We start from the raw sequence: 14052 nt of genomic DNA, 5'->3' as shown, positions 1-14052 counted from the left end.
ACTGGTTGTGATGGCACGCAGCGGCTCCCTCGACCCGGTTTGGTGCGTCTACGTCCACCAGGGAAACCCACCACTGGAACGCCGTTGGACCGTCGACTGCTTCAATGGCGACTCCGAAGACAACGCACTCAGCGAAACCGTGTGGACGGCTCCCGACCGGATTCGCAGGACCACCGAGGGAGGCGTAGCCCACCACGTAACCGTTGCCCCAGGTGGACGACCCGACCGGATAATTTCCGTGAGGTGGGTGCCCCGATGCCGGCGCCCTCGGCGAAGACCGGGGCGCGATCGCGGCAGACGACCTCGATCTCCGGGTGCTCGGCCAGCCAGGCCGCGACAGTGGCTGCCTCGCGATCCGGCAGTAGGTCAACCGGCTTGCGGGTCTCGACGTCGACCAGCACGGTCCCGTAGACACGGCCCTTGCGCATCGCGTACTCGTCGACGCCGGCCACACCCGGGACCTGTGGCTGGGGCGCCGGGAGAGCGTCGATCAACCGCAGGACCGCGTTCCGGCTGACTCTCGCCCCGAAGACATCGGCCGGCCGGGCACCAGCGGGACCGGCCAAGTTGAGGCCGACCTCGGCCGGCACCGACCGCATTCGTTCGGTCCGCTGGCTGTATCGCCGGGTCAGACTCGCGACCTGCTCGACGAGAATCCGCCGCCCGCAGGAGCCGTCTTCGCACGTGAAGCGCCGGACACCCCGCCACAGGAAGGTCAGCGGAAACCGCAGGTAGGAACCATGCACGCGCCCGGACCAGCTTCCGTCGAAGTAGCGCGCGACGGCGCGGGCGTCCGCTGTGTGCGCTTCGGGGTGCAGTGCTCTTTCCCACCGCCCTCGTCGCGGCCATCAGCGAGTGGCTGTGATCATCGCTTTTACCAGGGACACGGAAAAGCCGTCAGCGGTGACCCAGCACGTTGACCACCTGCCCGCTCGGGTCACGGACGAAGAACCGCCGCACGCCCCACTCCTCATCCTGCAAAGGGTGAATGATCTCCGCGCCACTCGCCCGTATGACTGCATAAGCCGCATCCACGTCGTCCACCTCGACGCTCATATCGGGGGCGACAGGCGCAGTCTTGTCATTGGTCATGACGCTGATCTGCGCTGCCGGACTGGACGGGGATGCGAGCGTCATGATCCAACCGTGGTTCATGACCTCTTCGAAGCCCAGCAGGCCATAGAATTCCCGGCTCTCCTGCGCTGCCGGCGACTGGATGTTGGGCACCACACGGCGAACGGCCATCGACGACTCCAAACAAGAAGGTGTCTCTGTCTCCCAGGAGTACTACGACACGCCAACCGCCGCACGCACTTTCGACACACGCTTCAGCCCGGGGCGGGGGTCGCCAGAGCCTTCTGTCCCGCCGGGATCGGATTCCGGATCGGATGCGTGGTCGGGTCCGACACCCTGCCGCCCGTCATGGGGCGCAGACGATCAACTCATGAGATCACTCGGGAGCCTGCCCGGGCCGGACCGTCGTACGAAGGCGCGGACTCACGTGGCGGGGCGACAGTGCACGCTGACGGCGTAGCCGCAGCCTTGGTAGTAGGGCTCACCACTCCAGGTGGCGTAGCGCTGCCGCAGGGTCAGTCCGGCCTGGGTGCACCAGTGGTCGAACTCTGTCAGGGTCACTGTGGGTTCCGGCAGCGGCAGGTGTGCTGCGTCCAGTCCCATGCCCGTGACCAGTAGACCGCCAGGGCGCAGTGCGGCGGCCAGCTGCCGAACAACCATGGGTTCGGTGCCCGGGGCCAGCAGGGGGATGACGTTTCCGGCGGCGAGCGCCATGTCAAAACCCTGATCCAGGCCGAGGGTGTCCAGGCGGACCAGGTCACCGAAGAGCCATTCCTGCGTGGGGGCGTCTCGGCGGGCCACCGCGAGCATCGAGGGGTCGACGTCCACGCCGGTGCAGTGGTGGCCTAGCTCCGCGAGTCGGATCGCGATCCGACCGGTGCCGCAGCCGGCATCTAGCACCCGGGCGGCAGGCTTCAGCAATGCGGTGCAGAAGGTGGCCTCGCCGTGGATGTCGTGGCCTGAATCGGCGAGCTGCGCGAAACGCTCAGCGTAGTCCTCTCCGGATTGTCCGCCGGTCAGTTCCGCCCAACGGTCGCGTTGCCCAGTCATGTTCCCAGCGCCTTCCGGTCAGCCTCGCCCAGCAAGCAGGAGCGAAGACGGTGGCATCACCCTACGTGCGGCCGTAGGTGCGCACATCGCGAGGCACCCCGTTCGTCACCCTCGAGCAGTACGCCGGCTCGATGGCGGGAAGGGCTCTGTTGGTGTGGATGTGCGGGCTGGTAGCAGCCGATGCGCCAGCGCGCAGTCGCTCCTGGGCAGCCAGTTGGTCACCCCGTGACAGAGCAGCCAATCCGGTGCTCTCTCTAAGTGGCTGTTGTTGTTCCGAACTTGAGGAGTGCTGGTCGAACGGGAGTCACCTGAACTCCCGACCCGACCGGTCCTCCCCCGCCGTCGTGACCTCCGCGGCCATCACATCGAGCGGCAGCATGACCGCGCGCACCGGGTGGACGTCACGTCGCCGAGGCGCCCGGCCGCACGGCGAGGCCAGAGCACCCACAGGCACGACGCCTGGCGTACCGCCACCACCAGCGTCCTCGCAGCAGTGCGCAGCTTGTCACCCGAGCGGGGGAGGCGAGGACGTCCGCAATGGCCAACCTGCGGCGACTGTGAAAATCGCTGTCCGATCATCGGAGCACGGTGATAGACATCCGGCGTGGAAAAGAATCTTGAGTTCCCTGACCTGTTGCGACTGATCGATGAACGGTCGACCGCCTTCCGCGCCGTGGTCGCCGCCGCGCCCGGTCTCGACGCGCAGGTGCCGACCTGCCCCGGGTGGACGCTGTTCGATCTGGTGAAGCACCTGGGTGGGGGAGACCGTTTCTGGGCCGCCATCGTCGGCGCGGGGTCTGCCGGCGCTCCCCCGGCCGAGGCCGTCGCCGCGCGCGCCGCGCTGGAAGTGCCGCAGGAGCGTGAGGCCCTGCTGGCCTGGCTGGACGCGTCGACGCAGCTTCTGCTGGACGCCCTGCGCGCGGCGGGACCGGAGAGCGGTTGCTGGACGTGGTGGCCCGCGTCGCAGTCACCGCAGACCGCCGGCGGCACCGCCCGGCACCGGGTCCAGGAGACCGCGGTGCACACCTACGACGCCCAGCTCGCCGGGGGCGTCCCGCAGCCGCTGCCGGTCGAGCTGGCACTCGACGGTGTGGAGGAGTTCCTGTTCACCGTCTGCGGAACGCCGAGTGCCTGGCCGCACAAGCCCACGGCCTTCGACTTCCACTCCACCGAGGGCCGCTCCTGGCGCCTCACCGTCGACGGCGACGGCGCACGCACCACCCGCATCCCCGCGCCCACCGCCGCGACCGGCGAAGACTCGGACGCAGCCGGCGCCTCCGTCCACGGCACGGCCAGTGAGCTGGTCCTCTACCTGTACGACCGGATCCAGGCCGACTCCTTGCACGTTGACGGAGACGCAGGGCTGCTCGACCTGCTCCGCGCCTGGGAGCCGGAGGAGAAGTAGGACGTAGCGGGGGCTGTTCGCCGCGCCTCGAGCCGGTAGGACACGACTCTTCGCCAGGTTCGTCAGTCGCGGCACCGGACTCAAACCCGCGAGGCGGCCTCGGGGCGTCACCAAGCCGACCGTCTACCTGGATGGCAGTGCGAATTTGTCCGTCCCAGCGATCACGAGAAGCGACGCGACTGCCGTCGTCCCGATCTCGTCGAGAAGTCAGTCGATCGGGTGACTGCGGCGGCTGCCGTGCATGAGAGCAGGGCCTCTTGGTAACTCGAAGGGTGTCAAAGCCAACGTGCGGTCCAGGAGGCCCTGTTGTCGTATTTCTACGGCAACGCGGGAGTGGGATCCAGTTCAGCCACTCTCGCGTGTGACTGTCTGGCTCACAGGTTCGGGAACGCCAGAGAGCACGGGGCGCGCGAGCGTCGGTATCCCACCGACATGTCGGACGCCGAGTGGGCGGTGGTCCGGCCACTGCTGCCGGTGCCGGGCTGGCTGCGGGGCCGGGGCGGGCAACCGGAGGCTTATTGCCACCGCGCGATGCTGGACGCGATCCGCTACCTGGTCGACAACGGCACGAAGTGGCGGGCCATGCCTGCCGACTTCCCACCGTGGGACCGGGTCTACGCGTTCTTCCGGCGCTGGCGCAACCACGATCTGGTCCGCGAGTTCCACGACCGGCTCCGCCGCCTGGTCCGCGAGCGGGCCGGGTGGGACTCGGAGCCGGGCGCGGGCGTGATCGACTCGCAGTCGGTCAAAGCGGACGCGGTCGTCGGCTCTGACAGCCGCGGCTTCGACGGTGGCAAGCTGATCAACGGGCGCAAGCGGCACGTCGTGGTCGACACCCTTGGCCTGCTGCTCGCGGTGATGGTCACCGCAGCGGATGTGGGCGACCGCGCCGCGGCCCAGGTCCTGCTCACCCAGGTCACTGCCGCGCACCACCTGCTGGCCTTGGTCTGGGCCGACGGCGGATACACCGGCAGCCTCGTCGAGTACTGCCTCGCGGCCCTCGCCCTGGTCCTCGCCATCGTCAAACGCAGCGACGACATGCGCGGCTTCGTCGTGCTGCCCAAGCGGTGGATCGTCGAGCGGTTCTTCGCCCACCTGATGCGAAGTCGCCGTCTCGTGCGCGACTTCGAGCGTTCCATCGCCAGCGCGGAGGCGATGGTCTGCTGGTCGATGACGATGCTCATGACCCGCCGCGTTGCCCGGCCACGTCCTTCGCGAGCGTGAATCGGCCAGGTGCCGGCTCAATCAGCCAGCCGCGCGCCGTCAGCCGCTTGGCCTTCGATCGCAGTGCCTCCACCTTTCCCGGTACGGGGTCCAGGCCGAAGCAGGCGGCCATCTCCTGGCACGTCGACGCTCCTTGACCGAGTCGGTTACGGTCGCTGAGGGCCTACAGGATGCGCTGGTAGTCCACCGACAGCGCCGACCAGGCCAGCCCCGCGCGCCACACCGGCACCACTGTTTTCGGCTTCGCCGCCTCCGCCGGTTCGGGCCGCGCCGGTTGCACACCGGGAGCCGGCAGACCCTCGGAGGCGGCGGGGCCGACGACGGCGTCGTTGCCCGGGGCCAGTACCTCGCCAACGCGTGAGCGGGCGATGACCCACTCGTTCCACTCCCGCTCAGCCAAGGCCGGCTCCGCCTGGAGGCGGTCGGCCTCCTCCCGCAGATCGTCGACACGACGGCGAGCGGTGAGCTCACGACGTTCCAGTAGTCCCACGACCGACGGCATCCTCGACCTCCACCAAAGCAACGACACGACACGTCACCACTGCCACGAGACCGCCGACCTTACGTCTGACCAGCGAGAACGCAGTCCTCAAGCCCGGAAAGACAACAACCTCTAAGAGCCGACCTGAGGGAACCGTCGACCTTGCCCAGGGACGCCGCCTGTTCACGCACCCACGGCGGTGACAGCTGATGCTCGCGCGTGGTGAGGAAGATCGTTCTCGCCTCGTTAGTAGGGCGTTGGTGACGCAGGGCCTCTATGCGGCTTGGGTCAGAGTAGTTGCTGCTGGTTGGAGGTCGTTCTCGTAGGTGATCGGAGACCGCTTGCCGACGCAGGCACTCCGCCAACGGCCACCTCAGCCCCAACGAATACGAACGACGACACCACACCGCTGGGCTCACGCTCGCCGCGTGACCAATATCCGCGTGTCCGCCATCACGGGTGAAGCCCCTCACCCAAGCCGCATAGGCGCGTGTTCAAAGTCCGGGGTCAAGGGCCCTTCAGTCGACCCGAAGACCGACCGCCAGCGTCAGTTCAAGGACCCGGTGTGGCGATGCGAGATCCGGAAACAGCTCCCGCAGCTGCGACATCCGGTACCGGACCGTCTGGGGATGGACGAACAACGCCGCCGCCGCCTCGTCCCGCCTGCCCTGGTGCAGCAGCCACGCCCGCAACGTCTCCTCCAGCCGCCGTGCGGTCGCGACAGGCAAGGTCCGCAGCGGTGCGAGGGCTCGGGCACGCAGGTCTGCGAACGCATCCATGTCGGCGCTCAGCACCAGCTCGGGCAGGTGGTCCTCGGTGTCGCGAATATCAGAGGAGAGGGAGCGCGCGCGTACGGCTCGTGCGTACGAGGCGTACGCGCGCGTCCATGGCCGGGCCGGGCCGACCACGGGGGTGCGGTCGGTGAGCTGCCGCAAGAGATGTGATCGGTCGGCGTCGGGGACGAGCAGCACACCGGTGGCGTCCGGCAGATCGTCGAGGACAAGGGTGCCCGGGTCGAGCGAGCGGTAGGCAGGCCGGGCCTGGGCGGCGGGCAGCAGGACCGCGGTCAGCGAAACCGGGGGCTGCCACCCGGCCCGTTGCACAGAGGCCAGCAGCACGTCCGGGCTCGCGCCGGCGAGGAGGTCGCGGGCCAGGTGTTCCAGGTGACGCTCGTGGGCCCTGCCCCGGGCGGCCAGTTCGTCGGCGTGGCCCGCGGCGCTCGCAGCGGAGAGCTCGTCGATGTAGGCGAAGGTCAGCTCGGCGAACTTGGCGACCTCGGCGGCGGGCAGACCTGCCGGTACGGCACCCGCTGCCAGGCATCGCCAGGCTACACGGGCGCCGACGCGGTAGGCGCTGAGCAGGGCGTCCATCGAACGGCCATCGCGCACTTCGCCGCGGCCCAGCTCGTAAGCCGCGTCGTCGCCGTCGCCGCCCGTGGCGTTCCCGCTCGCGAGGTCCAGGTAGTGCCCCAGGGCGGTGCGGACGGCTCGGCGGATGGTGCCGCCCATGCGGCCCGAAAGGGCGTTGGCGTAGGACGGGACCTCGTCGATGATCGCCTGGACTACCTCGTCGGCGGTGGTCTTCAGCGCGGCCCGAAGTACTGTGACCGTTGTCTCATCCAGGGCCAGCTCGGTGGCCCTTCGGATTGCATGGCTCATATTTTTGTTCCTTGCGAACAATTCGGCCGACCAGATTCACGTCCTACGGACAGGACTTTACGTCCTGAGGCGCATCAAGCTGGAGTCATGACGAGTGCAGCCCTCCGCAGTAGGGCGTGGAAACTGCTGGAGATGGTCACGACGCCGCTGCTGCCGTCGGATTACCTCGACCTGATCAGCCCGCTGCGTGCGAGTGCTGACCTGCGTGGGCGCATCGAGTCCGTGCACCCCGAGACGGGTGACGCCGCGACCATCGTGATCAGGCCGGGGCGGGGCTGGCGCGGCCACACGGCGGGTCAGTACGTGCGGATCGGGGTCGACGTCGACGGGGTGCGCCTGTGGCGTGCCTACTCGGTCACCTCGCCGACAAACCGCCAGGACGGCCGCGTCACGATCACCGTGAAGGCGATCCCGGACGGAAAGGTCAGCAACCACCTGGTCCGCAGGGCGAAACCGGGCACGCTGATCCAGCTCGACCAGCCGACCGGTGACTTCGTGCTGCCGCAAGCCAAGCCCGCCAAAGTGCTCTACCTGACGGCCGGCAGCGGCATCACGCCCGTGATGGGCATGCTGCGCGACGTCGAGTTCGACGACGTCGTCATGGTCCACTCCGCGCCACAGCCGCAAGACGTGATCTTCCGCAGGGAACTGCACGACCTGGTCGCGGACAAGAAGCTGCGTCTCACCGAGTTGCACACCGACACAGACGGCATGCTCGACATCGCCCGTCTCGCCGAACTCGTGCCCGACTGGGCCGAGCGCGAGACCTGGGCCTGCGGGCCCGCGGGCCTGCTCGACGCCGCCGAAGAGCACTGGACCGGGCACGGCGTACGAGAGCGCCTGCACACCGAACGCTTCCGCCCCAGCATCGTCGTCGCCGGCGACGGCGGCGAGGTCACGTTCAGCGCCACCGGCAAGACCGTCGACGCGGACGGCGCCACGCCGTTGCTGGACATCGGCGAGGAGGCCGGCGTGCTCATGCCCTCCGGGTGCCGCATGGGCATCTGCTTCGGCTGCGTCACGCCGCTCAAGGCGGGCGCCGTCCGCGACCTGCGCACCGGCGAGATCACCGAAGCCGAGCCGGGCGTCCTCATCCAGACCTGCGTGTCCGCCGCGGCGGGCCCCTGCGACATCGAACGGTAGGAGCACCTTGACCGCCATCGACCCCACCGCCCACCTGACCGCGGAGCAGATCGAGGAGCTGGGCCGCGAGCTGGACGCGATCCGCGACGAGGTGATCGCCGACCGCGGCGAAAAAGACGCCGCCTACATCCGTAAGGTCATCTCGGCGCAGCGCAAGCTCGAGCTGGTCAGCAGGGGCGTGCTGCTGTTCTCGATCTTCCCGCCCGCGTGGCTGATCGGCACCGCCGGTCTGTCCGTGGCGAAGATCATGGACAACATGGAGATCGGTCACAACATCCTGCATGGCCAGTGGGACTGGATGCGGGACCCGAAGATCCACTCCACCACCTGGGAGTGGGATCACGTCTCGCCGGCCGAGCAGTGGAAGCACTCGCACAACGAGCTGCACCACACGTACACCAACGTGATCGGCAAGGACAACGACCTCGGCTACGGCATCATGCGCGTCGACGAGGACCAGAGGTGGCACCCGTTCCACCTCGGCCAGCCGCTGTGGAACTTCATCAACGCCTGCTTCTTCGAGTACGGCATCGCAGCGTACGACCTGGAGCTCGGCAAGAACCTGCACAAGCGCCGCCGCAAGAACCCGGAATTCCGCGCGCGGGCCAAGGCAGTGGGCCGCAAAATCCGCAAGCAGGTCCTCAAGGACTACGTGATCCACCCGCTGCTGTCCGGCCCGTCATTCCTCACCACGCTCGCCGCCACGTTCACCGCGAACCTGGTCCGCAACATCTGGTCTCACTCGGTGATCATGTGCGGGCATTTCCCCGAGGGCGTGCAGGTCTTCGAGCGCCGGTCGATCAAGGGCGAGACGCGCGGCCAGTGGTACCTGCGCCAGATGATGGGCTCGGCGAACATCAGCGGCAGCAGGGCCATGCACTTCATGACCGGCAACCTGTCACACCAGATCGAGCACCACCTGTTCCCGGACCTGCCGAGCAACCGGTACGCCGAGGTCGCAGTGAAAGTGCGCGCGCTGTTCGAGAAGTACGAGCTGGAGTACGTCACCGGACCGCTGCCCAAGCAGGTGTTCTCCGCGTGGCGCAAGGTCTTCCGGCTCTCGCTGCCGAACAAGAAGCCCAAGGTCAAGAGGCCGGACCGCGAGCAGGAGCTCGTCGCGGCCTGAATCCCGGTATTAAGACGTCGCACCGGTCCACGGACGGCCGGTGCCGGGCGGGGTGAGGTGCTCGGCGAGCACGCGGGCGGCGTCGGCAGGCCGGGGCCTCAGGCTGCGAACCGGTCGGTGTGGCCGGGCAACTGCTGCCCCGGGCGCAGGAACCGCTGGCCGCCCTGTTCGTCACGCACCGCGAGGAACCCGGCGTCCGTCAGGCGCTGTGCGATCTTCCCGCGGCGGATCGCGCCCACCTTGAACGCCACGGTGAAGAGCAGCGCGACCGCCCCGCCTGAGGCGACCGCTTCGACCGACGACCTGTCGATGAGCAGGAGGACGGGCAGGACCACGCAGGCGAGGTAGCCCGTTACCTTCTGTCTCCGGTCGGCGACGTACTGGGCCATGACGTCGAAGGTAATGAGGTCTTTCAGCACGGCCACGGCACCGACCGCTTCGGGCAGCGGCTTCAGCAAGCCCTGCTCCAGCCTGGCACTGTCCCGCCATTGCCCGCCGGCGGATGGGCGGTGATGGTTGCCGCCTCGCGGACGCGCGCGTCGGGCTGCGGGTCCCGGTACATCCGGACCTGGACGAGCGAGTTCTTGAACCCGGTCCTGTACGCCGTGCCGTACGTGTAGCCGTACTGCTCCGCCACGCGCGCCAGGGCGGCCGCCTTCGGCGTGGAGCCCTGGGGGGGCGATCTCGACGATGTCCTGCTGGCGGGCGGTTCGAGAAGAGCGACTCGCTTCTCCTGGGGTGTTGCTCTGATGCGTGGCGTGGCAGCGCGACGGGCGAAGGGGCGGGCATACAGGCATTTCTTGTACGGCCATCCGGCGGCGCGTGCTGAACCGGCGGGAGTGAACGGTGCTGTCGCCAGAGGGCAACCTCTTCAACAAACCCGCAGTCAGCCTTGTCCAGGTGCCCCGTCGGCTGGAAGGGACTCCGCCATGGCTTTGGAGCTGATCCGGCCGACCCACGAATTTGATGTCAGGGGGAACCACACGATGTCGATCTCGACACCATGAAAGGTGTGGGTGAGGTCTGCCAGCGACGTGAAGACTGCAGACTGCACGTCCTCAGGGACCGAGTCGGCGGGCATCCGGATCTTGCCGCATCCGCCACCCGCGTCGTCGGCGATGAACGTGTAGGGCCACTCGTCCCGGCCCGTCAACAGGATGATCTCCCTGGGTATGCCGAAGGGCGGCTTTTTCTTCGTGCTACGTCGTCTAGCCACCACGTCATTCAACCCCACGGACACAACCTCGCCACCTGCGAGTGGATCCGCAAGGGCGAACCTCTCTGCCTGATCGGCGACTCCCGCACCGGCAAGTCCCACCTGGTGATCGGCCTGTGCACAGCCGCCGCCATGGCCGGCTACCTCGTCCGATACGCGCTGGCGGCCAATCTCGTCAACGAGCTCGTGGAGGCAGCCGACGACAAACAGCTGACCAAGACCATCGCCCGATACGGACGCGTCGATCTTTTGTGCATCGATGAGCTGGGCTACCTGGAACTCGACCGGCGGGGCGCCGAGATGCTCTTCCAGGTTTTGACCGAGAGGGAGGAAAAGAACAGTGTGGCCATCGCCTCGAACGAATCGTTCGGAGGCTGGACCAGGACCTTCACCGATCCCCGGCTCTGCGCGGCCATCGTCGAGGGTCTCACCTTCAACGGCGCGATCATCGAGACCGGCACTGAGTCATACCGCCTCGCTCACACCAAGGCCCAGCAGCAGCTCAAGGCAGTCTGAACCAGGTCCGCCAGCGTTTCCAGGTGGGGACGACGGGCCTCGGCGTGATCACGGGCGCCAGCAGCCCCGACGGTCTCACCGGGGCGCTCGCCGCTCCCCGGCTCGTCAGCCGCTACCGGACCGACCCTGTTCCCCTCTGCGCGTGGACCGTGCACGCGCAGATGCACCTACTCGCGCTGCTCACCCGGCCGGGCCCGCCTGGCCGCCTGCGCCTCACAGCGCTCATCAGCGTCCGCGCCGTGATGGACATCGGCGTGATCTTCCTCCTACAACCCGCAGCCATACTGTGGCGCTCACCCGTCCGCCGCCTGACGGCCAAGGACGACTGGGGCGCTCGATGGACCTGACGCACGGCGAGAACCGGCAGGCCCACTGTTCTGAGGCGGAGGCTGCCCCGCGTCGCCGCCACCCGGGGGAGGATTCCGATGGTGTACCGGCGGAAGGGGCTGTGCCAGTCGAGGGCGGGTCAGTGTACGGCCGGTGCACTGAGCAGCGTGCGCTGCCACTGGGCCGGATCCATCGCGGTGGCGGCGTCCGCGAGGCTGCGGGCGGAGTCGGTCTTCAGCGCGGCCCGGCACCTCTCGATCTTGCCGTCAGTGCGGTAGCCGATCGTCCGGTACTCCAGAGCCCGGTAGAGGCAGTCCAGCTTGTCGACGTCGCGGGCACATCTGGCTTCGAGGGTCTCACGTTTCGAACTCCTCGACGGCCGCCGTCACGGCGCTCCCGACGGCCGGGTGGGCGTCGGCTAACTGGTCGACTGTCACCTTGCGCGGGTCTGCGGTCGTGACGTAGCGGCGGGTGACAGGCGTCTGGTCTCCGATACGGGTCTCGTGAAGGTCGTGGAGCGCGCAGAGCAGGGCCGTGTGGGCGGGATCGGCGCCCTACATCGCGGCCAGCGTGACGCCGATGACCGTAGTGCGGTGGCTGTGCTCGGCGACGGTCTCGGTGGCAGAGACGGGAACGCCGTCGTAGGGCCAGCCGGTGCGCGTCTGGTTCCGCAGGGCGCCGGTCTCAAAGAGCAGCGCGGCTGTGGCGGCGGTCTCGGAGTCTGTGGGCATGTGTCCGGGCACATCGTTGCTCCTGGCGGTACGTCAGTTCGTCTGCTGGAGACGGTAGTGGACCGATTCGATGTCTCGCCGCGATACCGGGGACAGAACCCGAGCGTCGAGGAGTTCGACGGCTCGCTCCCGCAGGTGCCGGGCGGCGGAGGGCTCGTCCCTTACGGGGCTGCCTGTCCCCGAAGCGGGGGTGATCCCTCGTCCGCCCGGACGTACCCACGCATGAGGTTGGGGCCGTCCGGGCAGGCAGTCGTCCAGACGGCCCTTGCGGGGCGGCGACGGGACGAGGTGCAGCGTGGCACGCGGCAAAGCACGGCACGACCGGGGCGCCGGGCTGCTCACGCGTCTCCGGCGCGACCCCTTCGCCGTCCAGACAGTACGGTCCACGGCGGCTGCCACCCTCAGCTACGTCGTCGCCCTCAGGCTCAGCAGGGAACCGGTCCCCCTCACCGCACCCCTCACCGCCCTCCTCGTCGTCCAGGTCACGCTCTACTCCACCGTGACCACCAGTCTGCGCCGGGTGACCTCGGTCGTCGTCGGCGTCCTCATCGCCATCGCGTTCAGCGTCGTCGTCGGCCTCTCCTGGTGGAGCCTCGCCCTCGTGATCCTCGCCTCGCTGCTCGTCGGCCGGCTCGTCAGGGTCGAGGAGTTCATCCCCGAGGTCGCGATCAGCGCCATGCTCGTCCTCGGCGTCACCCAGGTCTCCGACACCGCCTGGGACCGCGTCCTGGAGACCCTCATCGGCGCCGTCGTCGGCATGCTCTTCAACTTGCTTCTCGCCCCGCCCGTCTGGGTCGACACCGCAGGCGACTCCATCGAGGACCTCGCCCGACGGATGCGACTGCTGCTCCTCGACGTGGCGGAGGAGTTCACCGGCGCACCCCCCGTCGAGCAGGCCGCCACCCGTCTCCACGAGGCCCGCCGCCTCGACAACGACGTCGCCGGCGTCGACGGGGCACTGCGCACCGCCGAGGACAGCCTGCGGTTCAACCCCCGCATCAAGGAGGGCCTCCTGCACCGGGTGGTGTTGCGCACCGGCCTCGACACCCTGGAGATCTGCGCCGTCGTCCTGCGGGTCCTCGCCCGCACCCTCACCGACCTGGCGAAACATCGTGGTGGGCAACAGCTGCTGCCCGAGGGGGCCGCCCCGGCCATCCGGGAGACCGCCCAGTACACCGCCGACGCCCTCGTCAGCTTCGCCGTCCTGGTCACCACGCGGGGCAGCGAGGGCGCCCAGGCGGCGGAAACCCGGCTTGCCGCCGAGCTGCGGGCGGCCAGGGCCTGCAGGGACCGCGCCGCCGACAGGCTCCTCGCCCTCGCCCTCGCCGATCCCAGCAGTTGGCAGCTGTACGGGGCACTGCTCACGGAGGTCGACCGAATCCTCGACGAACTCGACCCCGAGCACCGGGGCCATCGGCTGATGGAGGAGCTGGACCGGCGGGTCCGCGAGCGCAGTGACCGTCGGCGTCTTCCCGCCCTCCGTGACCGGTGGGACACGCGGCGGACCACCCGCGGCGACGGATGACCGCTCGCGACGGGGTACCGGCACCGGCGGGCCTCTACCTCGCCTGCCTCGACCCGATCGGCAACCGGCTGCTGGACGCCATCCGCGCCGCCATGGCCGGACACGACACCGACGCGCCGCCCACCCCCCTGCGCGTCCGGTACGCCCCTTTCACCGCACTCGACGGGCAGCGCAGGGCCTGGTTCGTCCTCTACGACCCCGCAGTGCCTCCCGGCAGCGACGCCGCCCAACGCGCCGCGCACTACCGCGACGCCATCGACGGCCTCGCCGCGACCCGGTGCCGCCGAACTCCTGCGCACGGCCGGGAACCACCAACCCACTGGACGCCGATGCCCTCAAACACGCCTGGCGCGGCCTGTGCACCGCTCTGGTCCGCTGGTGGATCGACAACCCCGACCAGTCGCCCGAGGCCATGACCCGGCGCTGCACCCGGCTCACCGAGGCCGCCCACACCATCTTCGCCGCTGGCGACGACAACACGTGAGCCGGACCGACGCCCACCTTCTGCTGTCGCATCCCGCATTCCGGAATCCTCGCGAACGGAGTCCGCAGGTTCGCCGCCGGCACCGAGACCGG

Annotated in this window: 15 protein-coding genes and 2 pseudogenes; 8 read left to right on the top strand and 9 right to left on the bottom strand. The window is 68.8% G+C overall.

Annotation, left to right across the window (positions count from 1 at the left end; genetic code table 11):
- Window positions 1-128: 128 nt before the first annotated feature.
- The 3 genes from ACZ6K0_RS41605 to ACZ6K0_RS41595 all read right to left on the bottom strand — a co-directional run bounded on the left by ACZ6K0_RS41605 (window position 129) and on the right by ACZ6K0_RS41595 (window position 2124).
- Window positions 129-746 carry a transposase gene (locus ACZ6K0_RS41605; protein ID WP_469235819.1) on the bottom strand — a complete coding sequence of 206 codons (618 nt, stop codon included), beginning with the start codon at window positions 744-746 and terminating at the stop codon, window positions 129-131.
- Between the two features lie 151 nt (window positions 747-897).
- Complete coding sequence (locus ACZ6K0_RS41600; protein WP_376410806.1) at window positions 898-1245, bottom strand: VOC family protein; 348 nt, start codon at window positions 1243-1245, stop codon at window positions 898-900.
- A gap of 252 nt (window positions 1246-1497) precedes the next feature.
- Entirely contained in the window at window positions 1498-2124 is a 627-nt protein-coding gene (locus tag ACZ6K0_RS41595; RefSeq protein ID WP_376410801.1) for a class I SAM-dependent methyltransferase, read from the bottom strand.
- A gap of 604 nt (window positions 2125-2728) precedes the next feature.
- Between ACZ6K0_RS41595 and ACZ6K0_RS41590 the strand changes: the two genes are divergently transcribed.
- Complete coding sequence (locus tag ACZ6K0_RS41590) at window positions 2729-3529, top strand: maleylpyruvate isomerase family mycothiol-dependent enzyme (protein WP_469235817.1); 801 nt, start codon at window positions 2729-2731, stop codon at window positions 3527-3529.
- 432 nt (window positions 3530-3961) lie between these two features.
- Window positions 3962-4753, top strand: coding sequence for an IS5 family transposase (locus tag ACZ6K0_RS41585; protein ID WP_469235815.1), 792 nt, complete (start codon window positions 3962-3964; stop codon window positions 4751-4753).
- Here the strand turns inward: ACZ6K0_RS41585 and ACZ6K0_RS41580 are convergent.
- Both ACZ6K0_RS41580 and ACZ6K0_RS41575 read right to left on the bottom strand, forming a co-directional pair.
- Window positions 4710-5255, bottom strand: a pseudogene (locus ACZ6K0_RS41580) (hypothetical protein). The gene ACZ6K0_RS41585 and the pseudogene ACZ6K0_RS41580 sit on opposite strands and share 44 nt — an antisense overlap.
- Window positions 5256-5752: 497 nt before the next feature.
- Window positions 5753-6892 carry a PucR family transcriptional regulator gene (locus tag ACZ6K0_RS41575; RefSeq protein WP_469235813.1) on the bottom strand — a complete coding sequence of 380 codons (1140 nt, stop codon included), beginning with the start codon at window positions 6890-6892 and terminating at the stop codon, window positions 5753-5755.
- An 87-nt stretch (window positions 6893-6979) separates the two neighbouring features.
- Here ACZ6K0_RS41575 and ACZ6K0_RS41570 point away from each other — a divergent pair, with 87 nt between their 5' ends.
- Together ACZ6K0_RS41570 and ACZ6K0_RS41565 are read left to right on the top strand one after the other, a co-directional pair.
- Window positions 6980-8035 carry a ferredoxin reductase gene (locus tag ACZ6K0_RS41570; protein WP_376410793.1) on the top strand — a complete coding sequence of 352 codons (1056 nt, stop codon included), beginning with the start codon at window positions 6980-6982 and terminating at the stop codon, window positions 8033-8035.
- 7 nt (window positions 8036-8042) lie between these two features.
- Window positions 8043-9161, top strand: a complete 1119-nt coding sequence (locus ACZ6K0_RS41565; protein WP_376410790.1) for a fatty acid desaturase family protein — start codon at window positions 8043-8045, stop codon at window positions 9159-9161.
- A 98-nt stretch (window positions 9162-9259) separates the two neighbouring features.
- Here ACZ6K0_RS41565 and ACZ6K0_RS41560 read toward each other — a convergent pair whose 3' ends face one another.
- From ACZ6K0_RS41560 to ACZ6K0_RS41550, 3 genes are all read right to left on the bottom strand, one after another.
- Complete coding sequence (locus ACZ6K0_RS41560) at window positions 9260-9619, bottom strand: hypothetical protein (protein WP_376410787.1); 360 nt, start codon at window positions 9617-9619, stop codon at window positions 9260-9262.
- Window positions 9613-9798, bottom strand: coding sequence for a hypothetical protein (locus ACZ6K0_RS41555; RefSeq protein ID WP_376410784.1), 186 nt, complete (start codon window positions 9796-9798; stop codon window positions 9613-9615). The genes ACZ6K0_RS41560 and ACZ6K0_RS41555 overlap by 7 nt, the downstream gene beginning before the upstream one ends.
- Window positions 9799-10047: 249 nt before the next feature.
- Entirely contained in the window at window positions 10048-10479 is a 432-nt protein-coding gene (locus ACZ6K0_RS41550) for a hypothetical protein (RefSeq protein ID WP_469235962.1), read from the bottom strand.
- Here ACZ6K0_RS41550 and ACZ6K0_RS41545 point away from each other — a divergent pair.
- Window positions 10399-10893: pseudogene (locus ACZ6K0_RS41545) on the top strand (ATP-binding protein); the annotation flags it as partial. The gene ACZ6K0_RS41550 and the pseudogene ACZ6K0_RS41545 sit on opposite strands and share 81 nt — an antisense overlap.
- A gap of 23 nt (window positions 10894-10916) precedes the next feature.
- Complete coding sequence (locus ACZ6K0_RS41540; RefSeq protein WP_469235811.1) at window positions 10917-11240, top strand: hypothetical protein; 324 nt, start codon at window positions 10917-10919, stop codon at window positions 11238-11240.
- A gap of 534 nt (window positions 11241-11774) precedes the next feature.
- On the opposite strand, the gene ACZ6K0_RS41535 is transcribed toward ACZ6K0_RS41540, so the two are convergent.
- Window positions 11775-11951, bottom strand: coding sequence for an HD domain-containing protein (locus tag ACZ6K0_RS41535; RefSeq protein WP_469235809.1), 177 nt, complete (start codon window positions 11949-11951; stop codon window positions 11775-11777).
- A gap of 295 nt (window positions 11952-12246) precedes the next feature.
- Between ACZ6K0_RS41535 and ACZ6K0_RS41530 the strand changes: the two genes are divergently transcribed.
- Window positions 12247-13476, top strand: a complete 1230-nt coding sequence (locus ACZ6K0_RS41530) for an FUSC family protein (RefSeq protein ID WP_469235807.1) — start codon at window positions 12247-12249, stop codon at window positions 13474-13476.
- A 277-nt stretch (window positions 13477-13753) separates the two neighbouring features.
- Window positions 13754-13960 carry a hypothetical protein gene (locus ACZ6K0_RS41525; protein ID WP_469235805.1) on the top strand — a complete coding sequence of 69 codons (207 nt, stop codon included), beginning with the start codon at window positions 13754-13756 and terminating at the stop codon, window positions 13958-13960.
- Window positions 13961-14052: the final 92 nt, after the last annotated feature.

Source organism: Streptomyces sp. NPDC042346 (assembly GCF_055581845.1).
This window is presented reverse-complemented; position numbering and strand designations above follow the sequence as displayed.

Excerpts from the sequence above, each read along its gene's own strand:
- ACZ6K0_RS41600 (WP_376410806.1), bottom strand. The coding sequence starts at position 1,245 with ATGGCCGTTCGCCGTGTGGTGCCCAACATCCAGTCGCCGGCAGCGCAG.
- ACZ6K0_RS41595 (WP_376410801.1), bottom strand. The coding sequence starts at position 2,124 with ATGACTGGGCAACGCGACCGTTGGGCGGAACTGACCGGCGGACAATCC.
- ACZ6K0_RS41585 (WP_469235815.1), top strand. The coding sequence starts at position 3,962 with ATGTCGGACGCCGAGTGGGCGGTGGTCCGGCCACTGCTGCCGGTGCCG.
- ACZ6K0_RS41575 (WP_469235813.1), bottom strand. The coding sequence starts at position 6,892 with ATGAGCCATGCAATCCGAAGGGCCACCGAGCTGGCCCTGGATGAGACA.
- ACZ6K0_RS41570 (WP_376410793.1), top strand. The coding sequence starts at position 6,980 with ATGACGAGTGCAGCCCTCCGCAGTAGGGCGTGGAAACTGCTGGAGATG.
- ACZ6K0_RS41535 (WP_469235809.1), bottom strand. The coding sequence starts at position 11,951 with ATGCCCACAGACTCCGAGACCGCCGCCACAGCCGCGCTGCTCTTTGAG.